We start from the raw sequence: 26,741 nt of genomic DNA on the forward strand, positions 1-26,741 counted from the left end.
GCGTGCCGGAAATCCAAAACGCAGGATTGGCCCGGTCCGCTGCCCGAATGCAGCCTGCGGAAACAGTTCGCCTCATCCACTAATCGCTTGTCAGGCGTTCGGCATCTGGTATACCATATTGATAATTCCAGACCGAACCCAGGACCGCATCGGTCTGGCGGGGGGTGAAAAACCCGCCCCCGAAATCCGTGGAATGCCCCGGGGCCGCATCCCCGCCGCATGACCACCGACAGCACAAAAGAACCGCATCACATCACCGAAGCATCAAAGAAAACGCTCAAGCATCAAAACAGAAGCGACGCCCGAATCGGCAGAGAACCGCTTCCTAGGAGGAGATAGAAGATGCAGCATATGAATTCGGGGACGCCGAGCGCACCGCTCGGCGGCCGCTGGATGCAGTTGGTCATCGGCGTCATCTGCATGTCGATGATCGCCAACCTGCAGTATGGTTGGACACTGTTCGTCAACCCCATCGAAGAGAAGTATCACTGGGGGCGTGCCGCCATTCAGGTCGCCTTCACCATCTTCGTCGTGACCGAAACCTGGCTGGTCCCCGTCGAAGGCTGGTTCGTCGACAAGTTCGGTCCCCGTATCGTCGTCCTGATCGGCGGCATCCTGTGCGCCCTGGCCTGGGTCATCAATTCGTTCGCCGACTCCCTGGCGCTGCTCTATCTCGGTGCGGCTGTCGGCGGCATCGGCGCCGGCGGCGTCTATGGCACCTGCGTCGGCAACGCGCTGAAATGGTTCCCCGACCGCCGCGGCCTCGCCGCCGGCCTGACCGCCGCCGGCTTCGGCGCCGGCTCCGCGCTGACCGTCGTGCCGATCGCCAACATGATCCAGACCTCCGGCTTCGAGCAGACCTTCCTGGTGTTCGGCCTGGGCCAGGGCCTGATCGTCTTCGCGCTGGCCTGGTTCCTGAAGGAGCCGCATCCCGACCTGCTGCCGAAGACCAAGTCCAACATCGCGCAGAGCCGCCGCAGCTACACCCCGCAGGAGACGCTGAAGTCGCCGGTCTTCTGGGTGATGTACCTGATGTTCGTCATGGTCGCCGCCGGCGGCCTGATGGCCACCGCCCAGCTCGGCCCGATCGCCAAGGACTTCCATCTCGACGGCATGCCGGTCAGCATCATGGGCCTGACCCTGCCGGCGCTGACCTTCGCGCTCACCATCGACCGCGTGCTGAACGGCGTGACCCGTCCCTTCTTCGGCTGGGTGTCCGACCATATCGGCCGCGAGAACACCATGTTCATCGCCTTCGCCATCGAAGCCGTCGGCATCCTGGCGCTGAACCAGTGGGGCCATCACCCGGTCGCCTTCGTCGTCCTGACCGGTCTGGTGTTCTTCGCCTGGGGCGAGATCTACAGCCTGTTCCCGTCCTGCTGCGCCGACAGCTTCGGGTCGAAGTTCGCCACGACCAACGCCGGCCTGCTCTATACCGCCAAGGGCACGGCCTCGCTGGTGGTTCCCTTCGCCAACGTGATCGTGGCGTCGACCGGCAGCTGGCAGACGGTGTTCTTCTTCGCCGCCGCGGTCAACGCCATCGCCGCCTTCATGGCCATCTTCGTCCTGAAGCCGATGCGGGCCCGGCAGATCGCCGAGGACAGGCAGCAGCCGGTCGGCAAGCTGGTGACCGAGGGCGCCGACTGACGGGACTGGAGCGTCCCGGTGAACCGGGGGGCGAACCGGGACGCTCCATGACCTTGCGGCCTTGCGGCCTTGACCTTGCGGCCTTGCGGAAGGCCGCCTTGAAAGTGGCGATCGTCCGATCGCCGAGAGACGAAACAAACCGGCATCGGGACCGCTGCAAGGCCCCGCTGTCGGTTTGTTGCGTTTTGGGAGCGAAACCACCGGAACCGCATCGGTGGCGCCGTCTCCGCAGAGCCCGCTTCAAAGGCTGATATTCTGTATACAGAATACGAACCGGTCCGTCAACACGCATCGAAAGGGCCGAAGCGAAAGGGCTGACCCTGTGCGTCCTTGCGAAGGGCGCATGATCCGGACGGGCACCCGGACGGCGCGCATTCTCAGCGGTTTCCCCCACATTCCGCATTGACATACGGTATGTGGTATACCAAACTCCACGCACAGTTTGCGCGACAGACTGTTGGATGCCGCTGCAAAGCGACCGGGCCGCCGATGGATGCGGCCGGTTTGGACAGGCTGGCACCGTCCAGCCCCAGGGCATCCGAAAAGCGAAATCGGGGGAGAGGGGAATCCGGCATGAAGATCTGCATCTACGGATCCGGGGCCATCGGCGGGTATCTCGGCGTTCGCCTGCACCAGGCGGGGGCCGAGGTGAGCCTGTTGGCACGCGGCGCGCATCTGGCGGCGATGCGCGAAAACGGTGTCACCTTGCTGATGGGGGATGAGAGGACCGTCGTCCACCCCCGCTGTACCGACAACCCGGCCGAACTCGGCCCGCAGGATTACGTGATCGTCGCCCTGAAGGCCCACTCCGTCCCCGGCGTCGTCCCCGCGATGCAGCCGCTGCTGGGTGACGATACCGCCGTCGTCACCGCCGTGAACGGCATTCCCTATTGGTACTTCCACGGCACCGGCGGCGCCTTCGACGGGCGCACGCTGGAGACGGTCGATCCGGGCGCGGTGCAGTGGAACGGGCTCGGTCCCCAGCGCGCCATCGGCTGCGTCGTCTATCCCGCGACCGAGGTGGTCGAGCCCGGCGTCATCCAGCATGTCTACGGCGACAAGTTCTCGCTCGGCGAGCCCGACGGCTCGACGTCGGAGCGCGTGGTCGCGCTGTCCAAGGCGATGGAGGCCGGCGGCCTGCGCGCGCCGGTGCTGGACCGCATCCGCGACGAGATCTGGCTGAAGCTGTGGGGCAACCTGTGCTTCAACCCGATCAGCGCGTTGACCCACGGCACGCTCGAGGTCATCTGCGGCGATGCCGAAACCCGCGCCGTCGCCAAGGCGATGATGCTGGAGGCCAAGGAGATCGGCGACCGGCTGGGCGTGCATTTCCGCGTCGACGTGGAACGCCGCATCAACGGCGCCGCCGCGGTGGGCGCGCACAAGACCTCCATGCTGCAGGATCTGGAGCGCGGCCGGCCGATGGAGATCGACCCGCTGCTGTCGGTCGTCCAGGAGATGGGCCGCATGGTGGGGGCGCCGACGCCGACCATCGACGTGGTGCTGGCCCTGGTCAAGCAGCGCGGCGAAACCGCCGGCTGCTACAGCCGGCCGCAGCCGGCCCCGCAGCGGGCCCCGGAAGTGGCCGCCGCGCACTAGGCGACAGGCGGCCGGCATTGCGAAGGACGCTGCCGGCCGCCGTGACGCCGCATCGAATTGGGGGGAGGAGCGTCATGAAGGTCGAAGACATTCTCCGGAAGAAGGGGACGCGCATCGGCATGGTGCGCGTCAATGAAACCGTCGCCACCGCGCTGCGCCTGATGAAGGCGGAGAACACCGGGGCGCTGGTCGTCAAGGACGTCTGCCGTACCGAAGGCAATACGGTGGTCGGCGTCGTTTCCGAACGCGACGTGGTGCGTGCGCTGGTCGACCGCGGGGCGGCCATCCTCGAACAGCCGGTGTCGGCGCTGATGACGCGCGACCCCTATTGCTGCAGCCCGTCGGACCCGGTGCGCCATGTGCTGAGCCTGATGGATGAGCATGGCATCCGCCATGTCCCGGTCCTGGAAGGCGCGACCCTGGTCGGCGTCGTCAGCGTCCGCGACCTGATCCGCCGCCAGCTGGAGGAGATGACCGCCGCCGCGCCGGTGCCGGCGGCGGTCGCCGCCGCCGACAGCGCCGCCGCCGACAGCTGGGACTATCCGGTCGTCGCCAACCAGTGAGCGGCCGCCCGCCCAGTTGCCCATGGCAAGCGGGCGGCCCTTGCCGGCCGCCGTGGGCTGTCTCGTGGCTGGCCTTTGAAAGCAATCGACATGAAGATCGCGATCCCCAGGGAGCGCCGCGCGGGCGAGCGCCGCGTCGCCGCGTCTCCCGAAACCGTCAAGAAACTCAAGGGCCTCGGACTGGACGTGGTGGTTGAGAGCGGGGCCGGGCTCGGCTCCAGCATCACCGACGCCGCGTTCGAGGCGGCGGGCGCCGCCATCGCCGCCGATGCCGCCTCGGCGCTCGCCGATGCCGACATCGTGCTGAAGGTGCAGCGGCCGCTCATCGCTGCCGAGGGCGGCGAGGACGAGCTGGCGCTGGTCCGCAAAGGCGCGCTGCTGTTCGCCATCCTCAATCCCTACAACAGCCGCGACCATGTGAAGGCCTATGCCGATGCCGGCGTGAACGCCTTCGCCATGGAGTTCATGCCGCGCATCACCCGCGCCCAGGTGATGGATGTGCTGTCCTCCCAGGCCAACCTCGCCGGCTACAAGGCCGTCGTCGATGCGGCCAGCGAGTATGGCCGCGCCTTCCCGATGATGATGACCGCGGCCGGCACCGTGCCGCCGGCCCGCGCCTTCATCATGGGCGTCGGCGTCGCCGGGCTGCAGGCCATCGCCACCGCCAAGCGCCTCGGCGCCATCGTCTCGGCCACCGACGTGCGCCCGGCGGTGAAGGAGCAGGTGCAGTCGCTGGGCGGCAGCTTCGTCGCGGTCGAGAACGACGAGTTCAAACAGGCCGAGACCGCCGGCGGCTACGCCAAGGAGATGTCCGACGACTACAAGCGCCAGCAGGCGGCCTTGGTCGCCGAGCACATCAAGAAGCAGGACATCGTCATCGCCACGGCGCTGATCCCCGGCCGCAAGGCGCCGATCCTGGTGACGGCGGAGCATGTGGCGTCGATGAAGCCCGGCTCGGTCCTGATCGATCTCGCGGTCGAGCAGGGCGGCAACGTCGAGGGGTCGACGCTGGGCGAGGTGGTGACCACGGCCAACGGCGTGAAGATCGTCGGCCATGCCAACTATGCCAGCCGCATCGCCGAGAGCGCGTCGCTGCTGTACGCCAAGAACCTGCTGGCGCTGCTGACGTCGCTGCACGGCAAGGAGACGGGCGTGGCCGTCAACTGGGACGACGAGATCGTCAAGGCCATCGCGCTGACCCGCGACGGCGCCGTCGTGCATCCTGCCTTCGCGGACGCCCGCGAAGTGCAACCCGCGTGAGGAGGCGGATCCCATGGAACACCCGGATCCCGCAAGCAACATCGCCGCCTTTCGTCAAACCTTGGCATCGCTGACCGATCAGGTCGACGCGCTGGCCGTGCAGGTCGCGCAGCTGTCGCCGGTTCCCGTCGCCGACGTCGCCGGAGCCGCCGGCCATGGCAGCTTCTTCGTCACCGGCCTGACCGTGCTCGTGCTGGCCTGCTTCGTCGGCTATTACGTCGTCTGGCGCGTCACCCCGGCCCTGCATTCGCCGCTGATGGCCGTCACCAATGCGGTGTCGTCGGTCATCATCGTCGGCGCCCTGGTCGCCGCCGGCCCGGCCGGTTTCGGCTTTTCCAAGGTCCTGGGCTTCCTCGCCGTCATCCTGGCGTCCGTCAACATCTTCGGCGGCTTCCTGGTGACCCAGCGCATGCTCTCCATGTTCAAGAAGAAGGGCAAGTAAGACCATGGAAACCTTGTCGGCCCTTCTCTATCTGGTCGCCTCGATCTGCTTCATCATGGCGCTGCGCGGGCTTTCCAGCCCGGAAACCTCGCGCCAGGGCAACATCTACGGCATGGTCGGCATGACCGTCGCCATCCTGACCACGCTGGCCTCTCCCATCGTCCAGTCCTATTGGATGATCGTGCTCGGCATCGCCATCGGCGGCGCCATCGGCTATGTCGTCGCCAAGAAGATCGAGATGACGGCGCTGCCCCAGCTGGTCGCCGCCTTCCATTCGCTGGTCGGCCTCGCCGCCGTCTTCGTCGCGCTGGCCGCCTTCTATTCGCCGGAGGCCTACGGCATCGGCCTGCGCGGCGCCATCGCCAAGGGCTCGCTGATCGAGATGGCGCTCGGCACCGCGGTCGGCGCCATCACCTTCACCGGCTCCATCGTCGCCTTCGCCAAGCTCCAGGGGCTCGTCACCGGCAAGCCGCTGGTCTTCCCGATGCAGCATCCGCTGAACGCGGCGCTCGGCGTGCTGACCGTCATCCTGATCGGCTGGCTGGTGCAGTCGAACGCCGATGCGGCCATGTGGCTGATCGTGGCGGTTTCCCTGGCGCTGGGCTTCCTGCTGATCCTCCCCATCGGCGGGGCGGACATGCCGGTGGTCATCTCGATGCTGAACAGCTATTCGGGCTGGGCGGCCTGCGGCATCGGCTTCACGCTTCAGAACAACCTGCTGATCATCACCGGCGCGCTGGTCGGTTCTTCGGGCGCGATCCTGTCCTACATCATGTGCAAGGGCATGAACCGCTCGATCTTCAACGTCATCCTCGGCGGCTTCGGCGGCGAGGCGGCAGGGGCTGCCGCCGGGGCCGGGGCCGGTCCGCAAGGCTCGGTCAAGGCCGGCTCGGCCGAGGATGCCGCCTACATCATGAAGAACGCGCAGTCGGTGATCGTGGTGCCCGGCTACGGCATGGCGGTGGCCCAGGCCCAGCATGCGTTGCGCGAGATGGCCGACGCGCTGAAGCATGAGGGCGTCGACGTGAAATACGCCATCCATCCGGTGGCTGGCCGCATGCCCGGCCACATGAACGTGCTGCTGGCCGAGGCCAACGTTCCCTATGACGAGGTGTTCGAACTGGAGGACATCAACCGCGACTTCGGCACGGCGGACGTCGCCTTCGTCATCGGCGCCAACGACGTGACCAACCCGGCGGCCAAGACCGACCCGTCGAGCGCCATCTACGGCATGCCGATCCTCGACGTGGAGCGGGCCAAGACGGTGTTCTTCATCAAGCGCGGCATGGCGGCGGGCTATGCCGGCGTGGAGAACGAGCTGTTCTTCCGGCCCAACACCATGATGCTGTTCGGCGACGCCAAGAAGGTCACCGAAGAGGTGGTGAAGGCGATGGAAGCGTAGAGGCTGCTCAATGGACAAGCGCGCCGCTCCGATGGGGCGGTGCGCTTTTGTTTTTGGGACAGTGTCGGCTTCGATGCCCCCTCCCTAACCCTCCCCTGCGAAGCGGGGGAGGTTAGGAGGGGGCATCGAAGCCGGCGCTATCCCCTCACCAGATCGTCAAGCCGGAACCCCGCGATCCTGTAGATCTCCTCCAGCGCCCGGCCGAACTCCACCTCCGGCCCGTTGGCCACGCGCTCGCGCATTGCCGCCAGGATCTCCTGCTTGCTGCTGAAGCGGACCGCCATGATGAAGGGGAAGCCGAAACGCTCGCGATAGGCGCGGTTCAGGTCGCGCTGCTCCTGCGCCTCCGCGTCGGTCAGCCCGTCGAGCCCGGCCTTCGCCTGTTCGGTCTGGGAGAAGGCGGTCAGGGTGGCCGGGCGGCTGGCGCGGTCGGCGAGGTCGGGGTGCGAGAGGATCAGGGCGCGCTGCCGCTCCGTCCCGGCATCGCGCACGATGCCGGTCATCGCCGCGCGCAATGCTGTGGCATCGGCGAAGGGGCGCCGCTCCCAGGCGGCTTCCGCCACCCAGGGGCTTTCCTCGAACACCGCGCCCAGCGCGGCGACGAAGGCGGCGCGGTCCATGCGGTTCAAATCGTCCAGACTGTAGGGCATCTGCGCTCTCACTTCGCGGCGTAGGGGTGTTCGGCGATCCAGTGGCGGGCGATGTCGAGCCGGGTCGCCACCCATGCCTTGTCATGGCCCTGCACGTAATCGAGGAAGCGGGCGAGCGCCGCGGCGCGGCCGGGACGGCCGACCAGACGGCAATGCAGCCCGACGGACATCATCTTCGGCACCGTCTCCCCCTCGGCATGGAGCGTGTCGAAGCTGTCCTTCAGATAGGCGAAGAACTGGTCGCCGCTGTTGAAGCCCTGGTTGGTGGCGAAGCGCATGTCGTTGGCGTCGAGCGTGTAGGGCACGATCAGCTGCGGCCGGCCATGGCTGTCGTCCCAATAGGGCAAATCGTCCGCATAGGAATCGGCGTTGTAGACGAAGCCGCCCTCCTCCGCGACCAGCCGCCAGGTATTCGGGCTGCAGCGCCCGAGATACCAGCCAAGCGGCCGCTCGCCGGTCACGCGGGTGTGGACCTCGATGGCGCGCAGCATGTGCTCGCGCTCGACCTCCGCCGGCAGGTGCTGGTAGTCGATCCAGCGCCAGCCATGGGTCGCGATCTCCCACCCGGCGGCCTTCATCGCGGCGACGATGTCCGGGTTGCGCTCCAGCGCCATGGCGACGCCATAGACGGTGACCGGCAGATTGCGTTCGGTGAACAGGCGGTGCAGCCGCCAGAATCCGGCGCGCGAGCCGTATTCGTAGATCGACTCCATGTTCATGTGGCGGGCGCCGGGGATCGGCTGGGCGCCGACGATCTCCGACAGGAAGGCCTCCGACGCGGCATCGCCATGGAGGACGCAATTCTCGCCGCCCTCCTCGTAATTGATGACGAACTGCACCGCCACACGGGCGCCGCCCGGCCAGTTGGCCTGCGGCGGCGTCGCGCCATAGCCGATCATGTCGCGGGGATATGCGGTGTCGGTCATCGTCGTCTCGCCCTTTTGCGCTGCGGTCGAAGCGGAGACTACGCTAAGCCATTGGCGGCAGGGGGTTCAATCGGCCGATTGGGCGCAGGGCTGAAGACAGTTTCCGGATTTCGGTGGGTGGGCAGGGGCGGGTGGTTGGGCTTAAGGTTGCGGTTCGAAGATGAGTTGCTGCGCGTGCCCCCTCCCCATCCCTCCCCCTCTTCGAGGGAGAGGGGGTTGGACGCTTGTCGGCGTGGCCGTAGCGACAGACGGCGGCAGTTCCCTCTCCCGCGGAGCGGGGGAGGGTTAGGGAGGGGGCACCCGCCGCGACCACCCGAAATCAAGGAGACCGCACACCCATGGGCCGCCTGACCACCCACGTCCTCGACATCGCCGCCGGGCGCCCGGCGCCGGGCCTGCGCATCCGCCTGACCAGCCTCGACAGCGGCGCCGTGCTGGGCGAGTTCACCACCAACGCCGACGGCCGGCTCGACGCCCCGGCGCTCCAGGGCAACGCCTTCCAGCCCGGCCGCTACGAGCTGCTGTTCATGGCCGGCGAGTATTTCCGCCGCACCGGGACCATTTCCGGCGACGGCCCCGACTTCATCGACGAGGTGCCGCTGCGCTTCGGCGTCAAGGACGCGTCCCAGCATTACCATGTGCCGCTGCTGGTCTCGCCCTGGGCCTATTCGACCTACCGCGGCAGCTGACCTCTTCCCCCTTCGCGCCGCTTTCCAGTCTGTGGAAAAGGCAACCCGTTGATTTGCCGAAGCCGCCGTCCAGGCGCTTAGCTGTCCTCACGAACAATCGCGTTTGGTGAGGAGTCGAGCGATGGCGAGAATGACGGCGGCGGAAGCGGCGGTGCGGGTGCTGGAGCGGGAGGGCATCGACGTCTGCTTCGGCGTCCCCGGCGCCGCGATCAACCCCTTCTACGCGGCGATGCAGCGGCGCGGCACCATGCGCCATGTGCTGGCCCGCCATGTCGAGGGCGCCTCGCACATGGCCGAGGGCTACACCAGGGCGAAGGCCGGCAACATCGGCGTGTGCATCGGCACCTCCGGCCCGGCCGGCACCGACATGATCACCGGCCTCTATTCGGCGATCGCCGATTCCATCCCGATCCTGTGCATCACCGGCCAGGCGCCGCGCGCCCGCCTGCACAAGGAGGATTTCCAGGCGATCAACATCGCCGACATAGCCAAGCCGGTCGCCAAATGGGCAGTGACCGTGCTGGAGCCGGCCCAGGTGCCCTACGTCTTCCAGCAGGCCTTCCACCTGATGCGCAGCGGCCGGCCCGGCCCGGTGCTGATCGACCTGCCGATCGACGTCCAGATGGCCGAGATCGAGTTCGACGACGAGGCGTATGAGCCGCTGCCCGCCTACAAGCCGGCCGCCACCCGCCAGCAGGTCGAGAAGGCGCTGGCGATGTTCGCGGCGGCGGAACGGCCGCTGGTGGTGGCCGGCGGCGGCATCGTCAACGCCGACGCGTCGGACAAGCTGGTCGAATTCGCCGAGCTGCTGGGCGTGCCGGTGATCCCGACCCTGATGGGCTGGGGCACCATCCCCGACGACCATCCGCTGATGGCAGGCATGGTGGGGCTGCAGACCGCCCACCGCTACGGCAACGCGACGATGCTGAAGTCCGACTTCGTGCTCGGCATCGGCAACCGCTGGGCCAACCGCCACACCGGCTCGGTCGAGGTCTACACCAAGGGCCGCAAGTTCGTGCATGTCGACATCGAGCCGACCCAGATCGGCCGGGTGTTCATGCCGGATCTCGGCATCGTGTCGGATGCCGGTGCCGCGCTCGACCTGTTCATCGAGGTCGCGCGCGAGTGGAAGGCGGAGGGCCGCTTCAAGGATCTGGGCGGCTGGGTCAAGGACTGCCAGGGCCGCAAGCGGTCGATGCACCGCCGCAGCGACTTCGACCAGGTGCCGATGAAGCCGCAGCGCGTCTATCAGGAGATGAACAGCGCCTTCGGCCAGGACACCACCTACGTCACCACCATCGGCCTGTCGCAGATCGCCGGGGCGCAGTTCCTGCACGTCTACAAGCCGCGCCACTGGATCAACTGCGGCCAGGCCGGCCCGCTCGGCTGGACCCTGCCGGCGGCGCTCGGCGTCCGGGTCGCCGATCCCAAGCGGCGCATCGTTGCGCTGTCCGGCGACTACGACTTCCAGTTCATGATCGAGGAGCTGGCGGTCGGCGCCCAGCACAAGCTGCCCTACATCCATGTGCTGGTGAACAATGCCTATCTCGGCCTGATCCGGCAGGCGCAGCGCGCCTTCCAGATGGATTTCCAGGTCCAGCTGTCCTTCGAGAACATCAACGCGCCGGAGATCGGCGTCTATGGCGTCGACCATGTCGCGGTGGCGCAGGGGCTGGGTTGCAAGGCGATCCGCGTCACCGAGCCCGACCGCATCCAGGAGGCCTTCGTCCAGGCCCAGGCCTGGATGGACGAGTATCAGGTTCCGGTCGTCGTCGAGCTGGTGCTGGAGCGGGTGACCAACATTTCCATGGGCGCCGACATCGACAACGTCACCGAGTTCGAGGAGACGCTGGACCTGCCGGTCGAGGAGAGCGAGACCGTCCTGGTCTGACGATCCGGTCTTCGGATGGAAAAGGCGCGCCCGGCGGCGCGCCTTTCCTGTTTTCAGGCGAACGCGAAGCAGCCGCCACCGCCGCCGCCACCGCCGCCGCCACCGCTGCTGTTCAGCGGATAGCCGATGGCGGCCAGGCTCTCCGCCGAAAAGACCTCGGCCGGGTCGATGGCGTTCAGCGTCACAGAGGCCGGGATGCCGTAGATATCGGCGTCGAAATTCACCGGGCCTTCGCGGAAGCGACCAAACCTGGCGCTTGCCTGTCCGCCCTCCACCGGAATGAAGGTCGCCTCGTCATCCAGGTTCAGGTCGCCGATCAACTGGCCGGCCGGGTCGTCCAGATAGATTTGGGCCCTGACCCAGAGCTCCTGACCGTTCGCCGGGTCGGTCGTGGTGCCGGGGGCGATGACGGCGAGGAAGTCCTCCGGGGTGAGCGGCGGTGGCGGATCGTCCACGAACTCGCGATAGAGGGTGCCGTCGCCGACCACCAGCGTCGTCCCGTCGGTGGGCAGGACGGTGGCCTGGACGACATGCTCGATCTCGGTGTCGCCGACCTGGGCCGACAGCAGGAACTGGTTGGGCTGGTCGTCGAAATAGCGGCGGTAGGTGGTACCGTCGGTGGAGACCACCGGCTCGTCGAACGTCATGGCGAGCGTGATGCGGAACGGGTCGCCGACCTGCACCTCCTCATCGAGGAAGGGGGCCGGGAAGTCGACGACGCCCTGGACGTCGACGACGTACAGCCCCTCATAGGCATCGCCTCCGCCACCGCCTCCTTCTCCGCCTCCATGTCCACCCCCGCCTCCGTTGCCGTGGTGACCGTGCCCCCGGCCATGACGGTCTTCATGGCCATGGCGGTCTTCATGCCCATGGCCATTCCAGCGCGGGCCGAATCGATCCTGTCCGAACATGCTGCCCTCCCATTTGAACGTCTTCATTGTCCAAGGCCACGGGCTGCGCGACCTTTCGTTGATCATAGCGCCGGAACGGGCCGGCGGCCGGGCGGGCATCCGTACATATCTCCGGCCGGATCGCCGGATGGGGGAGTTTTTGCGCTGCAACGCTGCGAACGGGAGTGGCAAATTCCCAGCATCGGGCAAGGCGTGCTAGCGTCGGGCCCGACCCGTAACCCACCGGTCCGGCAGGGAGTCTCCGAAAAGCATGGCGTTGCTCGAGAACATGCGCATCTTCGTCCGCGTCGTCGAGCTGGGCAGCCTGTCGGCCGCCGGACGGAACCTGCGCATGTCGCCGGCCATGGTCAGCCACCGCATCCAGCAGCTGGAAGCCCATCTCGGCGTGCGGTTGCTGAACCGCACGACGCGGCAGCTGCAGGCGACCGAGACCGGCATGGAGTTCTACCACAGCTGCCTTGAGGTGCTGGAGGCGGTGGAGCGGGCGCACAGCAGCATCGCCGCCGGCTCCGGCGTGCCGTCGGGCAGCGTGCGGGTGACGGCGCCGCTGGGCTTCGGCCGGCGCATCCTGGCGCCGCTGGTGCCGGATTTCTGCACCGCCCATCCGCTGGTGGAGGTGCGGCTGCGCCTGTCCGACCATCTGCTCGACCTGCTGCGCGAGGCGGTGGATGTCGCGGTGCGGATGGCGGCGCTGAAGGATTCCAGCTTCGTCGTCCGCAAGATCGCCGACATGCGCCGGGTGCTGGTGGCGGCTCCGTCCTATCTCTCGGAGCGCGGCCGGCCGGACAAGCCGGCCGACCTGTCCGGGCACAATTGCCTGCTGCTGCGCTTTCCCGGCACCCAGCAATATCAATGGAGCGTGCTGGACGGCGGCGAGCCGGTGAAGCTGCCGGTGTCCGGGCGCTTCGACGCCGATGACGGCGACGTGCTGACCGGCTGGGCGCTGGACGGGCGCGGCATCGTCATGAAGCCGCTGTGGGAGGTGGCGGAGCATCTGGCGAGCGGTGCGCTGGTGCCGGTGCTGCCGGATTTCCCGCCGGAGCCGGTGACGCTGGCGGTGCTCTACCCGCACCGGGCGCTGGTGCCGGCCAAGGTAAAGGCCTTCGCCGACCATATGGTGCCCAGGATTCGCGCGGCGCTGAACGAGATTTCGCCGGAAGCGATGCTTTGAACAAGCAGACATCCTAAGGGAAAGCCCCGACTACAGCGGCGTCGATTGTCCGTACCATAATCCGCCGGAAAGGTTGGGAAGCTCCATGCTGACCATGGCGATCCAATCTTTCCGATTTCTCGTCGTTTCTTTCCCGGTTTGCGAAAGAAACGGACAGGCAGGCAAGGCCTGCCGGGAAATGCGCGACGCGGACGGTCGCCAAGGGACGGGGAGACGCCACATGTTTCTATTCACGACCAACAGCCGCCATGAGAAGGCAAGGCTGGACGCTTTGGACCGGTCGCAGGCGGTGATCGAGTTCACGCTGGACGGGCTGGTGGTCGACGCGAACCGGAATTTCCTCGACGCGATGGGCTACAGCCTGGCGGAGATCAAGGGCCGGCCGCACAGCCTGTTCGTCGATCCCGAACAGGCGATCAGCACCGGATACCGGCAGTTCTGGAACGAGCTGCGGGCCGGCCGCTTCCAGACGGGGGAATTCCGGCGGATCGCCAAGGACGGGAAGGAGGTGTGGATCCGGGCCACCTACAATCCGATCCTGGGATTCGACGGCCGTCCGCAGGGGGTCGTGAAGTTCGCCAGCGTCATCACCGAGGAAAAGCTGAAATCCGCCGATGCGGAAGGCAAGCTCGCCGCGATCGGCCGGTCGCAGGCGATGATCGAGTTCGCGCTGGACGGCACGGTCCTGAGCGCCAACGATAACTTCCTGAGCCTGATGGGCTACCGGCTGGAGGAAATCCGGAACCGCCATCACCGGATCTTCGTCGATCAGGCGGAGGCGGCGAAGCCAGACTATGCCGCCTTCTGGGACGGGCTGCGCCGCGGCGAGTTCCGCAGCGCCCAGTTCAGGCGCCAGACCAAGGACGGGCGCGAGGTGTGGATCCAGGCGACCTACGCCCCGATCCTCGATCCCGCCGGCCGGCCCTGGAAGATCGTGAAGTTCGCCAGCGACATCACCGGACAGCACGACCGCGACGCCGATTTCCGCAGCCAGATCGAAGCGATCGGCCGGTCCCAGGCGGTCATCCAGTTCAAGACAGACGGCACAATCCTGGACGCCAACGTCAATTTCCTGAAGGCGATGCAGTACGACCTGGACGAGGTCGTCGGCCGGAACCACAGCATGTTCGTTTTCCCGGAATACCGCGAAACGCAGGAATACCGCGACTTCTGGGACATCCTGCGCAGCGGGCGCTTCCACACCTCGCTCTACCGGCGCCGGGCCAAGGACGGGTCCGACGTCTGGATCAATGCCAGCTACAATCCGGTGCTTGCCGACGACGGCCAGGTCCTGAAGGTCGTCAAGTTCGCGACCAACGTCACCCCGATGATCAAGGCCCGGCTGGAAGCCATCCGCTTTTCCAAGGAGACGGTGCAGCAGGTCACGGCGGTTGCGGAGGCCATCGAACAGATGTGCGGCTCGGCCGGCCAGATTTCGGCGGACATCCTCAAATCCCGTGACGTGGTCGACGACATCGACCGCCGCACCGGCGAAGCCGACGCCGCCACCGCCCGGCTGAACGATGCCGCCGCCGCCATGGACGGCGTGGCGAAATTCATCGACTCGATCGCCTCGCAGATCAAGCTGCTGGCGTTGAACGCCACCATCGAGGCGGCCCGTGCCGGCGAGGCGGGGCGCGGCTTCGCCGTGGTGGCGACGGAGGTGAAGTCGCTCGCCGAGCAGACGAGCTCGGCCACCGAGCGGATCGCCGTCGAGATCCAGTCGATGCAGGAGGTGGTGCGTCAGGTTGTCGGGAGCCTGGGCGGGATCGCGCAGTCGGTCGAAAGCGTCAAGGAAACGGTCCATGGCGTGACCCACAGCGCGGAGGAGCAGAAGGCGCTCACCGGCGGCGTGGTGTCCGGCATGCGTCAGGCCCGGAGCAACGTCGAGGCGATCAACCACAATCTGGAAGACATGCTGATCAAGGCGCGCTGATCGAGGCGCGCTGATCGAGGCCCGGCGATGAAGGCCTGGCGATGAAGACAGGGCGATCCGCGGGCGGCCGGCGGCCGGCCCGCCGGCATCCCATCAAATTCCGCGCGCCCGGACCAGCAGCACCCGCGCCTCCTCCGCCGCCTTGGTCAGGCGGGGCAGGAACTGCAGCTCCATCTCCGGGCAGGTGACGCGGGCGGCCTGGGCGCTGACGTTCATCGACGCGACCACGCCGCCGGCGGCGGTGCGGATCGGCACCGCGATGGACCGCAGGCCAAGCTCCAGCTCCTGGTCGACCAGCGAGAAACCGCGCTCGCGCACCCGCTCCAGCTCGCGTTTCAGGGCGTCGGCGGCGGTGATGGTGCGCTCGGTATAGGGTCTCAGCGGCACCCGCGCCAGATAGGCGTCCAGTTCGGCCTCGGGCAGCGCCGCCAGCAGGACCCGGCCCATCGACGTGCAGTAGGCGGGCAGCCGGCTGCCGACATTCAGCCCGACCGACATGATCCGCTTGGTCGCCGCACGGGCGATATAGACCAGTTCGTCCTCGTCCAGCACCGCGGCGGAACAGGATTCCTGCACGGCGCCGCTGACCTGCTCGATCAGCGGGTCGAGGATCGTCGCCAGCGGCGCCGACGACAGGAAGGAATAGCCCAGCGCCAGGATCTTCGGCTTCAGATAGAAGCTGCGGCCGTCCGACCCGGCATAGCCCAGCTGCATCAGCGTCAGCAGGCAGCGCCGCGCCGCCGCCCGCGGCAGGCCGGTGGTCTTGGCGATGTCGGCGATGGTCAGGTTCGGCTCGCGCTCGGTGAAGGCGCGAATCACCGACAGGCCGCGGGCCAGCGAGGTCATGAAATTCGGATCGGACGCCTCTTCCGCCGCCCCGCCTGCCGTCACGGCGGTTGCTGCGACGGTTGCTGCTGCGGCGGCGGGCGTCGTCCTGGTGCCGGCTTCGGCCATGCGCGGGCTCCTTCCCGGTGAACGGTCGTTTGACCGTCAAAATAGGGCGATTATCGCTCATTGACCAGATGAATCGAACGAGAGCCCGCTCAACTCCGTCTGCGACAGAAATAGTTTGGAGTTCCCGCAATTGGTCTTGCGGGCGTCTGGCATCTGGTATACCGTATCGATAATTCAAAAACGACGCGCCACTCACAACGAAGGGCACGGGCGATCATCGGAACGCTCGCACAAGCAACGCTCACGACAACAAGCGGCGCCGCCGGCGTCGGCGCGCAAAGGGTCGGAACCGTGATGAACCGAGAAAGATTCAGTGTGGAACCCCTCGAGCAGGGGATGAGCTTCAAGGCGAAGGCCTACCAGGCGTTGCGACAGGCGATCACGCAGATGAACATCTACGGCCAGAGCAGCGAAATCAGGTTGGACGAACGCCGTCTGTGCGAAGCGTTGGGTGTCAGCCGCACCCCGGTGCGTGAGGCGATGGCGCTGCTGGAACAGGAGGGGTTCATCCGCTCCCAACCGCGGCGCGGGATCTTCGTGGTGCGCAAGACGAAGGCCGAACTGGTGGAGATGATCACGGTGTGTGCCGCCCTGGAAGGCATGGCGGCCCGCCTGTTCGTCGAGAACGCCACCACCGACAAGCTGGAACTCCTGCACGCCGCGTTCGACAAATACACCAAGGCCGAACTGGCGGAGCATGTCGCCGAATATTCGGACGCCAACATCGTCTTCCATCAGAGCATCGTCCAGGCTTCGGGGTCCACCCTGATCTCGGACCTGACCGACCGCTTCTTCATCCATATGCGTGCGATCCGCCGCGCGACGATGGGCATCGGCGACCGTGCCGACCAGTCCATCCACGAGCATCGGGACATCATCGAGGCGCTGGCCGCCCGCGATGCCGATCTCGCGGAACGCCGCGTGCGCGAACACACGCTCGGTCTCGCACAGTACGTGGAACGGCATTGCGCCTTCCTCGACTAACCGATCTTGAACCTTTTTGGAGCCTCGGGGAGGAGTCACCCATATGTCTACTGCGGCTGCAACGATCACTAAGAACCAGGCCACGGAAGCATCTGTTGTCGAAGACGCGCCGGCGCTGACCGACGGCTTCCAGCTCGTCATCGACGCGCTCAAGCTCAACGACATCGAGAACCTGTATGTCGTCCCCGGTATTCCGATCTCCGACCTGCTGCGCATGGCGCAGGCCGAGGGCATGCGGGTCGTCTCGTTCCGCCACGAACAGAATGCCGGCAATGCCGCCGCCATCGCCGGCTTCATGACCAAGAAGCCGGGCGTCTGCATGACCGTCTCGGCGCCGGGCTTCCTGAACGGCCTGACCGCGCTTGCGAACGCCACCACCAACTGCTTCCCGATGATCCTGATCAGCGGCTCGTCGGAGCGCGAGGTCGTCGATCTCCAGCAGGGCGACTATGAGGAGATGGACCAGCTGGCCATCGCCAAGCCGCTGTGCAAGGCCGCCTTCCGCATCCTGCACGCCCAGGACATCGGCATCGGCGTGGCGCGTGCCATCCGCGCCGCGGTGTCGGGCCGTCCGGGCGGCGTCTATCTCGACCTGCCGGCCAAGCTGTTCTCGCAGGTGATGGACGCCGCCGAAGGCGCCAAGTCGCTGGTCAAGGTGGTCGATCCGACCCCGGCGCAATACCCGTCCACCGAGGCGGTGAGCCGCGCCCTCGACCTGCTGAAGGGCGCCAAGCGCCCGCTGGTCATCTTCGGCAAGGGGGCTGCCTACGCCCAGGCCGACGAGACGATCCGCTCCTTCGTCGAGAAGAGCGGCATCCCCTTCCTGCAGATGAGCATGGCCAAGGGCCTGCTGCCCGACACCCATCCGCAGTCGGCCGGCGCGGCGCGCTCGCTGGTGCTGCAGGAGGCCGACGTGGTCATGCTGGTCGGCGCGCGGCTGAACTGGCTGCTGTCGCACGGCAAGGGCAAGACCTGGGGCAAGCCCGGCTCCAAGAAATTCATCCAGGTCGACATCGAGCCGCGGGAGATGGACAGCAACGTCGAAATCCATGCCCCGCTGGTCGGCGACATCGCCTCGGTGATGGAAGTGCTGCTGAAGGGCATCGAGGGCGGGCTGACCCCGCCGACCGACTGGATGGCCACCGTCGCCGCCAAGCGTGAGCAGAACGTCGCCAAGATGGCGCCGAAGCTGATGAGCAACGCGTCGCCGATGAACTTCCACGGTGCGCTCGGCGCTCTTCGCCGGATCGTCAAGGAGCGGCCGGACGCCATGCTGGTCAATGAGGGCGCCAACACCCTCGACCTCGCCCGCGGCATCATCGACATGTACGAGCCGCGCAAGCGGCTGGACGTCGGCACCTGGGGCGTCATGGGCGTCGGCATGGGCTACGCCGTCGCCGCCGCGGTGGAGAGCGGCAAGCCGGTTCTGGCGGTGGAGGGCGACAGCGCCTTCGGCTTCTCCGGCATGGAGGTGGAGACGATCTGCCGCTACAACCTGCCGGTCTGCATCGTCATCTTCAACAACAACGGCATCTATCGCGGGACCGACGTCAACCCGACCGGCGGGGCCGACCCGTCGCCGATGGTCTTCGTCCCCGGCTCGCGCTACGACAAGATGATGGAGGCCTTCGGCGGCGTCGGCGTCCACGTCACCAACCCGGACGAGCTGTACCGCGCCGTCAGCGAGGCGATGGACAGCGGCCGTCCGACCCTGGTCAACGCCGTCATCGATCCGGCGGCCGGCACCGAAAGCGGCAACATCGGCAGCCTGAACCCGACCAGCTCGGTCCGGAAGATGCCGTCCTAAGAAAAGACGGCCCCATAAATCCAGGCCGACCATCACGACTTTGAAAAGCAGGGGGAGAGATACATGGGCAAGGCACTTCAGGGCGTGCGGATTCTCGACTTCACGCATGTGCAGTCGGGACCGACCTGCACCCAGTTGCTCGCCTGGTTCGGCGCCGACGTCATCAAGGTGGAGCGGCCGGGCGAGGGTGACATCACCCGCAGCCAGCTGCGCGACCTGCCGGACGCCGACAGCCTGTATTTCACCATGCTGAACCACAACAAGCGGTCGATCACCCTCGACACCAAGACGCCCAAGGGCAAGGAGGTGCTGGAGGCGCTGATCAGGTCCTGTGACGTGATGGTCGAAAACTTCGCCCCCGGCGTGCTCGATCGCATGGGGTTCACCTGGGAACGCATCCAGGAGCTGAACCCCGCGATGATCGTCGCGTCGGTCAAGGGCTTCGGGCCCGGGCCGTTCGAGAACTGCAAGGTGTACGAGAACGTCGCCCAATGCGCGGGCGGCGCCGCCTCGACCACCGGCTTCGACGACGGCCCGCCGATGGTCACCGGTGCCCAGATCGGCGACAGCGGCACCGGCCTGCATCTGGCGCTCGGCATCGTCACCGCGCTCTACCAGCGCAAGACGACCGGCCGGGGCCAGAAGGTGCTGGCCGCCATGCAGGACGCCGTGCTGAACCTGTGCCGCGTCAAGCTGCGCGACCAGCAGCGCCTGGCCCACGGGCCGATGAAGGAATACCCGCAATACCCCAACGGCGAGTTCGGCGACACGGTGCCGCGCGCCGGCAACGCGTCGGGCGGCGGCCAGCCGGGTTGGATCCTGAAGTGCAAGGGCTGGGAGCATGACTCCAACGCCTACATCTACTTCATCGCCCAGGCGCCGGTCTGGAAGTCGATCTGCAAGGTCATCGGCAAGGAGGAGTGGATCGCCGATCCCGACTACGCCACCCCGGCGGCCCGCCTGCCGCGGCTGATGAGCATCTTCGCGACCGTCGAGGAGTGGACCAAGACCCTGACCAAGTTCGAGGTCATGGACATCCTCAACAAGTACGACATCCCCTGCGGCCCCATCCTGTCGATGAAGGAGATCGCCGAGGACAAGTCGCTCTACGCCACCGGCACGCTGGTGGAGGTGGAGCACCCGACCCGCGGCAGCTACCTGACGGTGGGCAACCCGATCAAGCTGTCCGACAGCCCGACGGAGGTCACCCGCTCCCCCCTGCTGGGCGAGCACACCGACGAGATCCTGCGCGAGGTTCTGGGCTTCGGCGAGCGCGAGATCCTGGACATCCGCGACAGCGGCGCCGTCGGCGCCGTCGAGCGGCTGGCCGCGGAGTAGGTTCCGCTCCGATGCCCCCTCCCTAACCCTCCCCCACCCTCGGCCGGCCGAAGGCCGGTCCGATCGTGGGAGAGGGGACTGCCGCCACTCCGATGCCTACTCCCTCTCCCGCGAAGCGGGGGAGGGTCGGGGAGGGGGCCAGCACCTGACAATTCATACGCCTACGGCTTTTTGAAACACCCCCGCTTCCCCTCTCCCCGGCCGTCCCCTTCCCGGTCGCGCGAGAGCCGAAGCCCGGACTTTTAAAAATCCGCCGCCCGTCAGCCGAAGCATTCCCGGCTCCCCGCGGCCTCCAAAAGACAAATTCAGAGACGCAAACCATGAACATTCACGAATATCAGGCCAAGGATCTGCTGCGGGGGTACGGCGTCGCCGTTCCGCGCGGCGGCGTGGCCTTCACCCCGGAAGAGGCTGACTCGGTCGCCCGCGAGCTGGGCGGTCCGGTCTGGGTGGTGAAGTCGCAGATCCATGCCGGCGGCCGCGGCGCCGGCCGCTTCAAGGACAATCCGAACGGCAAGGGCGGCGTCCGCGTCGTCAAGTCGGTCGAGGAGGTCGCCTCCAACGCCGCCGAGATGCTGAACCACGTTCTCGTGACCAAGCAGACCGGCCCGGCGGGCCGCGAGGTCAAGCGCCTCTATGTCGAGGAAGGCGCCGACATCAGGCGCGAGCTGTATCTCGGCCTGCTGACCGACCGCGGCACCGGCCGCGTCACCATCATCGCCTCGACCGAAGGCGGCATGGAGATCGAGGAGGTCGCCCACAACACGCCGGAGAAGATCGTCAAGGTCGCGGTCGACCCGGCCACCGGCATCCAGGGCCACCACACCCGCAAGGTCGCCTTCGCGCTCGGCCTGGAAGGCAAGCAGGTCGCTGCCGCCGCCAAGTTCATCCAGGCCGCCTACAAGGCCTTCGTGGATCTCGACTGCGCCATCGTCGAGATCAACCCGCTGATCGTCACCGGTGCGGGCGACATCCTGGCGCTCGACGCCAAGATGAGCTTCGACGACAACGCTCTGTTCCGCCACAAGGACGTCGCGGCATTGCGCGACGAGGCCGAGGAGGACCCGGCGGAGATCGAGGCGGCGAAGCATGAGCTGAACTACGTCAAGCTCGACGGCAACATCGGCTGCATGGTCAACGGCGCCGGCCTCGCCATGGCGACGATGGACATCATCAAGCTGTACGGTGCCGAGCCGGCCAACTTCCTCGACGTCGGCGGCGGCGCCACCAAGGAGCGCGTCACCGCGGCCTTCAAGCTGATCCTGTCCGACAGCGCGGTCGAAGGCATCCTGGTCAACATCTTCGGCGGCATCATGCGCTGCGACGTGATCGCCGAGGGCGTGGTCGCCGCGGCCCGCGACGTGAAGCTGCATGTGCCGCTGGTGGTGCGGCTGGAGGGCACCAACGTGGCGCTCGGCAAGCAGATCCTGGCCGAGTCCGGCCTGCCGATCCTGTCCGCCGACAATCTGGACGACGCAGCCAGGAAGATCGTCGCCGCCGTGAAGAAGGAGGCCGCGTGACATGGCTGTTCTCGTCGACAAGAACACGAAGGTGATCTGCCAGGGCTTCACCGGAGCCCAGGGCACCTTCCACTCCGAGCAGGCCATCGCCTACGGCACCAGGATGGTCGGCGGCGTGACGCCGGGCAAGGGCGGCGCCAAGCACCTCGACCTGCCGATCTTCGACACCGTGTCGGAAGCCGTCGAGAAGACCGGCGCTAACGCGTCCGTGATCTACGTGCCGCCGCCCTTCGCGGCCGACGCGATCCTGGAGGCCATCGACGCCGGGATCCCGCTGGTGGTCTGCATCACCGAGGGCATCCCGGTGCTGGACATGGTCCGCGTCAAGCGCGCGCTCGACGGCTCCAATAAAAATGGAGTTGGCACCCGCCTGATCGGGCCGAACTGCCCCGGCATCATCACGCCGGACGAGTGCAAGATCGGCATCATGCCGGGCCACATCCACAAGCGCGGCAAGATCGGCATCGTGTCCCGCTCGGGCACGCTGACCTACGAGGCCGTCGCGCAGACCACGGCGGCCGGCCTGGGACAGACCACCTGCATCGGCATCGGCGGCGACCCGGTCAACGGCACCAACTTCGTCGACAGCCTGGAGCTGTTCGTGAAGGACCCGGAGACCGAGGGCATCATCATGATCGGCGAGATCGGCGGCGACGCCGAAGTCCGCGGCGCCGAGTTCATCAAGGCGTCGGGCACGAAGAAGCCGGTCGTCGGCTTCATCGCCGGCCGCACGGCTCCTCCGGGCCGCCGCATGGGCCATGCCGGCGCGGTGATCTCCGGCGGCAACGACACCGCCGACTTCAAGATCGACTTCATGAAGTCGGTCGGCATCGCCGTCGCCGACAGCCCGGCCAGCCTTGGTTCCACCATGCAGTCGATCTTCAAGGGTTGAGGAGAAGCCGCGGGGCCGCCGTCCGCGACGGTCCCGCGGTGCCAGCAAGCTTCTGTCACTCACGCCATCAGCCGCAACAGACAGGCGCAGGCAACGCGCCGGACCCCGAGGGAGATGGGACATGAAAGCGCAAGCCCAAACCAGCAGCATGAAGCCCAACAGCATGACCGCCAGCGGCATGAAGGCCGGCACGATGGCCCGCCGCATCATCCACGACGACCCTAGCGAGGGCGCCGCGGCGATCATCAAGACCGCGATCATCGAGACGCCGCGGGTCAAGAACGACAACGGCAAGAGCGAGGCCAAGGCCGAGCGCGGCCAGGTCGTGCAGTCGCTGTGCCGCGCGCTGAACATCCTGACGATCCTCGGCGCCAGCGACGGGCCGATGACCCTGACCGAACTGGCGGAGGCCGCGACCCTGTCGCCTTCCACCACCCACCGCCTGCTGACGACCCTGCAGTACGAGCGCTACGTCCGCTTCGACCAGAGCGCGCGCGGCTGGGTGATCGGCGTCCAGGCCTACATGACCGGCGCCAATTTCCTGAAGACCCGCAATCTGGTCGACGTCGCCCGTCCCCGCATGCGCCGCCTGATGGAGGAGAGCAGCGAGATCGTCAATCTGGCGGTCGAGGAGAATGGCGAGGCGCTGTATCTGGCCCGCGTCGGCGGCCCGCGCGCCGCGCAGGTCGCGGTGCCGCAGGCCGACCGCACGCTGCTGCACTGCTCCGCCGTCGGCAAGGCCCTGCTGGCCGGCATGACCGAGACCAAGGTGCAGACCATCGTGACCCAGCGCGGCATGCGCCAGTTCACCCGCAGCACCCTGTCGTCGCTGCCGGCGCTGTATCGCGACCTGTCGCTGGTGCGGACGCGCGGCTATGCGCTGGACCAGGAGGAGCGGGTGTCGGGCATGCGCTGCGTCGCCGCCCCGATCTTCGACGAGAATTCCCGTGTGATGGGCGCCCTGTCGCTGTCCGGCTCCAGCCGGCGCATCGAGGACGAGCGGCTGCGCGCCCTGGGCGAGATGGTCAAGCGTGCCGCCGCGGCGGTGACGCAGGAACTGGGCGGGCGCGTGCCCGTTCCCAACTGACCCGCTCCATACGGACAATGAACGCCAAGAGCTGACGGCAGGTGGTGCCCGTCGGCATTTCCTCCCTGGCGCAACTGGGCCGCGTTCCGCATGGAACGCGGCCTTTTTCTCGGCCGCGATACTGTTTCCGCGGGGTGGAAAACCTGCGATTTTCTCGGGCGTGCCGGCCGGATCGGTGCGATTGTCTGTCTCGGGAAAGGCGTTCCTTTCTCATCGGGCGGATGTGTTGTTTTGCATGTTCGCGCTTCTCTCGGAGACTGGCCGTGCTGTGTGCAGCACGGCCATTTTTTTGTTTTCCGCAGGGTGAAATCGGATCCGGCCGCGCGTTGCCGCCCGCGCTCCGGCGGCGACACAGTGCCCCCCATACCCATCGACGCAACAGGGCAGGGGAGTGTTCAGACATGGCCGAACATAGGGCCGAATCCAGAACCATGACGGCGGTCGAGGTGAGCCAGCCGGGCAAGCCGGAGGTGCTGGTCCCGGTGCGCCGCCCGGTTCCGGACCCGGCGCCGGGCGAGGTCCGCATCGCCGTCCAGGCGGCCGGGGTCAACCGCCCCGACGTGCTCCAGCGGCTCGGCAAGTACAACCCGCCGCCGGGCGTCACCGACATTCCCGGGCTGGAGGTCGCCGGCACGATCGACGCGCTGGGCGAGGGTGTGGTGGGCTGGGCGGTCGGCGATCCGGTCTGCGCCCTGCTGGCCGGCGGCGGCTATGCCGGGTTCTGCGTGGTCCCGGCCGCCCAATGCCTGCCGGTTCCCGCCGGCCTGTCGATGGCCGAGGCGGCGGCCCTGCCCGAGACCGCCTTCACCGTCTGGTCGAACGTGTTCGAGCGCGGCGCCCTCCAGCCCGGCGAGACGCTGCTGGTCCATGGCGGCACGTCGGGCATCGGCACCACGGCGATCCAGCTTGGCGTCGCCTTCGGCGCGCGTGTCTTCGCCACCGCCCGCGGCGCCGACAAATGCCGCGCCTGCGTCGAGCTGGGGGCCGAGCGCGCCATCGATTACGGCGAGGAGGATTTCGTCGCGGTGGTCAAGGAGGCGACCGGCGGTCTGGGCGTGAATGTGGTGCTCGACATCGTCGGCGGCGATTATGTGGCCCGCAGCATCGACGCGCTGGCGGTCGAGGGCCGCTATGTCTGCATCGGCTTCGTCCGCGGCGCGACGGCAACGGTGAATTTCTTCCCCGTGATGACCAAGCGGCTGGTCCTGACCGGCTCCACCCTGCGGGCGAGGCCGGTCGCCTACAAGCAGGCGGTGGCCGAGCAGCTCAAGGCCCGCGTCTGGCCGCTGATCGCCGAAGGGCGGGTCAGGCCGGTCGTCCACGAGGTCTTCCCGCTGGAACGGGCCGCCGACGCCCACCGGCTGATGGAGAGCAACCGGCATGTCGGCAAGATCGTGCTGGCGGTGGGGTGAATAGCTCCCTCTCCCGCCCCGGGAGAGGGAAGGGGCCCACGAAGTGGGAAGGGTGAGGGGCAATCCAAGGAGCCATGCGGTTCGGGATTCTCCGGTCACCCCTCACCCTCCCCACGCCTTCGGCGCGGGTCCCCTCCCTCTCCCGGGGCGGGAGAGGGCTTCCTTCCCCTCAATCCAGCATCGGCAGGCCGGTTTCGATGCGGACCAAGGCGGCCAGCAGCGGGGCGCCGATGTCGCGGCGGACGAAGTTGCTGGCCTTCTCCGCCGCGTTGATCGCCGACTGGAAGCTGCGGCGCCAGCGGTCGTCGTTGTAGAAGGTCTTCTCCGCCTTGGCCTTCTGCGCCAGCAGGCCGGGGCGGCGGCCGGCGGCGTCGTCCACCAGCTTGTTCAGGCGGTTCATCAGGTCGTTGGCGGTGGCCGGCTCGCCGCGTTTCATCGCCGCCTCGACCAGCTCGGCATAGGCTTCGCCGCGGGTGTCGATGTCGGCCACCTGCTCGGCATAGGCGACCGCCATGACCATCTCGCCGCGCTTGGCCAGCCGGCCCAGCACCGCCGGGATCGTCCAGGGATTCTCGTCCTGCACGGTGCTGAGCAGGCCGAGCGCCAGCTTCGCGTCGCCGATGTCGGCCGCCGCCACCGCCAGCTCCGGCGGACAGCAGTCGCCGCGGGTTTCCTTGAACTTCGAGAACTGCGTCTCGACCGTGTTCAGGAACAGGGTGCGGGCCTGGGCCTCCTTGCCGGCGCGCAGCAGCGTCTGGGCGACCAGCCCCAGCTCCCAGGCGCAATTGTGGCTGGAGGCATAGGATTTGGCCTCGTCGGCGAGCGCGCCGGTCAGCGCGCCGTCGCCGCGCCAGGCCGCCGCCTTGGCGATGTCGGCGAGGTTGTAGATGCGGGTCGAGCAGTCGTTGATCTGCCGCGTGATGTCGAGCGCCAGCTGGGTCTGTCCCATCAGCGACAGGGCGCGGGCGACGAACAGATCCTGGCCCGAGCTGTCGGCGGCGCCGCCGCGGCGCACCACGCTGACGAAGGGCGCCATGATCTCCCTGGCGCGGCCGCTGTCGCCCAGCTGCTGGTAGGCGACGGCCAGCGACAGCCAGTCCCAGCGCGCCGCGTTGATCGGCGTTTCCACCGGCGGCAGCATCTCGCCGACGCGGTGGAGGAAGCACAGGCTGCTCAGCGCGTCGTTGCAGACCAGCGCGCGGATGCGCGAGCGGAATTCGTAGAAGTCGAAGTCGCCGACGAACTGGTTGGTGACGAGCTGCACCGCCAGCGGGCTGTCGGGGAATTTCGTCACGATCTCGTTGAACAGCTTGTCCGCCTCCTTCAGCAGGCGGGACTCCTCGGCGGCGTCATAGGTGTTGTCGGCCTGCCGGATCAGCTGGAGCGCCTGGACGAACAGGCGGTTGGCCGGACCCGGCGTGCCGGCGGCCGGGGAATCCGCGCCCCCGCCACCATCCTGCACCGCAGCATCCGGGGCCGCAACATCCTGGGCCACCACACGCTGGACCGCGGCATCCTGCATGGCCGCGCCCTGCACGGCCCCATCCTGCGCCAGAACGGGACCGGCCGCGAGCGCCGCCGGCCCGAGCAGGGCGGCGGCCACAGCGGCACGGCGGATGAAGGCGAGGACGCGGGGAAGGGCGGAGGCCATGGCGGTCGG

22 protein-coding genes are annotated in these 26,741 nt (G+C 67.5%); 17 read left to right on the top strand and 5 right to left on the bottom strand.

Annotated elements, in window-relative coordinates; genetic code table 11:
- Window positions 1-342 precede the first annotated feature (342 nt).
- The 6 genes from oxlT to ABMY26_RS29395 all read left to right on the top strand — a co-directional run bounded on the left by oxlT (window position 343) and on the right by ABMY26_RS29395 (window position 6,913).
- On the top strand, window positions 343-1,647 hold the full coding sequence (oxlT, locus tag ABMY26_RS29370) for an oxalate/formate MFS antiporter (RefSeq protein WP_372399708.1): 1,305 nt from the start codon (window positions 343-345) through the stop codon (window positions 1,645-1,647).
- Between the two features lie 573 nt (window positions 1,648-2,220).
- Window positions 2,221-3,246, top strand: coding sequence for a 2-dehydropantoate 2-reductase (locus ABMY26_RS29375; RefSeq protein ID WP_372399709.1), 1,026 nt, complete (start codon window positions 2,221-2,223; stop codon window positions 3,244-3,246).
- Between the two features lie 74 nt (window positions 3,247-3,320).
- The gene (locus ABMY26_RS29380; protein ID WP_045584145.1) at window positions 3,321-3,809 is read left to right on the top strand and encodes a CBS domain-containing protein; all 489 of its coding nucleotides are present in this window, start codon (window positions 3,321-3,323) and stop codon (window positions 3,807-3,809) included.
- A 90-nt stretch (window positions 3,810-3,899) separates the two neighbouring features.
- Window positions 3,900-5,069: a Re/Si-specific NAD(P)(+) transhydrogenase subunit alpha gene (locus ABMY26_RS29385; RefSeq protein ID WP_372399710.1), complete on the top strand. Its 1,170-nt coding sequence runs from the start codon at window positions 3,900-3,902 to the stop codon at window positions 5,067-5,069.
- 13 nt (window positions 5,070-5,082) lie between these two features.
- Complete coding sequence (locus tag ABMY26_RS29390; RefSeq protein WP_372399711.1) at window positions 5,083-5,511, top strand: NAD(P) transhydrogenase subunit alpha; 429 nt, start codon at window positions 5,083-5,085, stop codon at window positions 5,509-5,511.
- Window positions 5,512-5,515: 4 nt separating this feature from the next.
- Entirely contained in the window at window positions 5,516-6,913 is a 1,398-nt protein-coding gene (locus ABMY26_RS29395) for an NAD(P)(+) transhydrogenase (Re/Si-specific) subunit beta (RefSeq protein ID WP_372399712.1), read from the top strand.
- A gap of 137 nt (window positions 6,914-7,050) precedes the next feature.
- Here the strand turns inward: ABMY26_RS29395 and uraD are convergent, their stop codons facing one another.
- On the bottom strand, window positions 7,051-7,563 hold the full coding sequence (gene uraD / locus ABMY26_RS29400; RefSeq protein ID WP_372399713.1) for a 2-oxo-4-hydroxy-4-carboxy-5-ureidoimidazoline decarboxylase: 513 nt from the start codon (window positions 7,561-7,563) through the stop codon (window positions 7,051-7,053).
- A gap of 8 nt (window positions 7,564-7,571) precedes the next feature.
- Window positions 7,572-8,489 (bottom strand): allantoinase PuuE, encoded by a 918-nt coding sequence (gene puuE / locus ABMY26_RS29405; RefSeq protein WP_372399714.1) that lies wholly within the window; start codon window positions 8,487-8,489, stop codon window positions 7,572-7,574.
- Between the two features lie 338 nt (window positions 8,490-8,827).
- Between puuE and uraH the strand changes: the two genes are divergently transcribed.
- Entirely contained in the window at window positions 8,828-9,178 is a 351-nt protein-coding gene (uraH, locus tag ABMY26_RS29410) for a hydroxyisourate hydrolase (RefSeq protein ID WP_372399715.1), read from the top strand.
- Window positions 9,179-9,299: 121 nt separating this feature from the next.
- The gene (gene gcl / locus ABMY26_RS29415) at window positions 9,300-11,069 is read left to right on the top strand and encodes a glyoxylate carboligase (RefSeq protein ID WP_372399716.1); all 1,770 of its coding nucleotides are present in this window, start codon (window positions 9,300-9,302) and stop codon (window positions 11,067-11,069) included.
- A 53-nt stretch (window positions 11,070-11,122) separates the two neighbouring features.
- On the opposite strand, the gene ABMY26_RS29420 is transcribed toward gcl, so the two are convergent.
- Window positions 11,123-11,980, bottom strand: a complete 858-nt coding sequence (locus ABMY26_RS29420; RefSeq protein ID WP_372399717.1) for a hypothetical protein — start codon at window positions 11,978-11,980, stop codon at window positions 11,123-11,125.
- A gap of 250 nt (window positions 11,981-12,230) precedes the next feature.
- On the opposite strand from ABMY26_RS29420, the gene ABMY26_RS29425 reads away from it, so the two are divergent.
- Both ABMY26_RS29425 and ABMY26_RS29430 read left to right on the top strand, forming a co-directional pair.
- Window positions 12,231-13,151, top strand: coding sequence for a LysR family transcriptional regulator (locus ABMY26_RS29425; RefSeq protein ID WP_372399718.1), 921 nt, complete (start codon window positions 12,231-12,233; stop codon window positions 13,149-13,151).
- Between the two features lie 220 nt (window positions 13,152-13,371).
- Window positions 13,372-15,087 (top strand): PAS domain-containing protein, encoded by a 1,716-nt coding sequence (locus ABMY26_RS29430; protein ID WP_372399719.1) that lies wholly within the window; start codon window positions 13,372-13,374, stop codon window positions 15,085-15,087.
- Window positions 15,088-15,180: 93 nt separating this feature from the next.
- On the opposite strand, the gene ABMY26_RS29435 is transcribed toward ABMY26_RS29430, so the two are convergent.
- Window positions 15,181-16,041, bottom strand: a complete 861-nt coding sequence (locus ABMY26_RS29435) for an IclR family transcriptional regulator (protein ID WP_372399720.1) — start codon at window positions 16,039-16,041, stop codon at window positions 15,181-15,183.
- 315 nt (window positions 16,042-16,356) lie between these two features.
- Here ABMY26_RS29435 and ABMY26_RS29440 point away from each other — a divergent pair, with 315 nt between their 5' ends.
- The 7 genes from ABMY26_RS29440 to ABMY26_RS29470 all read left to right on the top strand — a co-directional run bounded on the left by ABMY26_RS29440 (window position 16,357) and on the right by ABMY26_RS29470 (window position 25,081).
- Complete coding sequence (locus ABMY26_RS29440) at window positions 16,357-17,025, top strand: GntR family transcriptional regulator (protein WP_372399721.1); 669 nt, start codon at window positions 16,357-16,359, stop codon at window positions 17,023-17,025.
- 43 nt (window positions 17,026-17,068) lie between these two features.
- Window positions 17,069-18,832, top strand: coding sequence for an oxalyl-CoA decarboxylase (gene oxc / locus ABMY26_RS29445; RefSeq protein WP_372399722.1), 1,764 nt, complete (start codon window positions 17,069-17,071; stop codon window positions 18,830-18,832).
- Between the two features lie 63 nt (window positions 18,833-18,895).
- Complete coding sequence (frc, locus tag ABMY26_RS29450; protein WP_372399723.1) at window positions 18,896-20,170, top strand: formyl-CoA transferase; 1,275 nt, start codon at window positions 18,896-18,898, stop codon at window positions 20,168-20,170.
- 320 nt (window positions 20,171-20,490) lie between these two features.
- Window positions 20,491-21,690, top strand: a complete 1,200-nt coding sequence (gene sucC / locus ABMY26_RS29455) for an ADP-forming succinate--CoA ligase subunit beta (RefSeq protein WP_372399724.1) — start codon at window positions 20,491-20,493, stop codon at window positions 21,688-21,690.
- A gap of 1 nt (window position 21,691) precedes the next feature.
- Complete coding sequence (gene sucD, locus ABMY26_RS29460) at window positions 21,692-22,582, top strand: succinate--CoA ligase subunit alpha (protein ID WP_372399725.1); 891 nt, start codon at window positions 21,692-21,694, stop codon at window positions 22,580-22,582.
- 121 nt (window positions 22,583-22,703) lie between these two features.
- Window positions 22,704-23,669 (top strand): IclR family transcriptional regulator, encoded by a 966-nt coding sequence (locus tag ABMY26_RS29465; RefSeq protein WP_372399726.1) that lies wholly within the window; start codon window positions 22,704-22,706, stop codon window positions 23,667-23,669.
- 401 nt (window positions 23,670-24,070) lie between these two features.
- Complete coding sequence (locus ABMY26_RS29470; protein WP_372399727.1) at window positions 24,071-25,081, top strand: NAD(P)H-quinone oxidoreductase; 1,011 nt, start codon at window positions 24,071-24,073, stop codon at window positions 25,079-25,081.
- Between the two features lie 169 nt (window positions 25,082-25,250).
- Here ABMY26_RS29470 and ABMY26_RS29475 read toward each other — a convergent pair whose 3' ends face one another.
- Window positions 25,251-26,732 (bottom strand): hypothetical protein, encoded by a 1,482-nt coding sequence (locus tag ABMY26_RS29475; protein ID WP_372399728.1) that lies wholly within the window; start codon window positions 26,730-26,732, stop codon window positions 25,251-25,253.
- Between the last annotated feature and the right edge of the window lie 9 nt (window positions 26,733-26,741).

This window comes from Azospirillum sp. HJ39, assembly GCF_041507355.1.
Taxonomy (GTDB): Bacteria; Pseudomonadota; Alphaproteobacteria; order Azospirillales; family Azospirillaceae; genus Azospirillum; species Azospirillum thiophilum.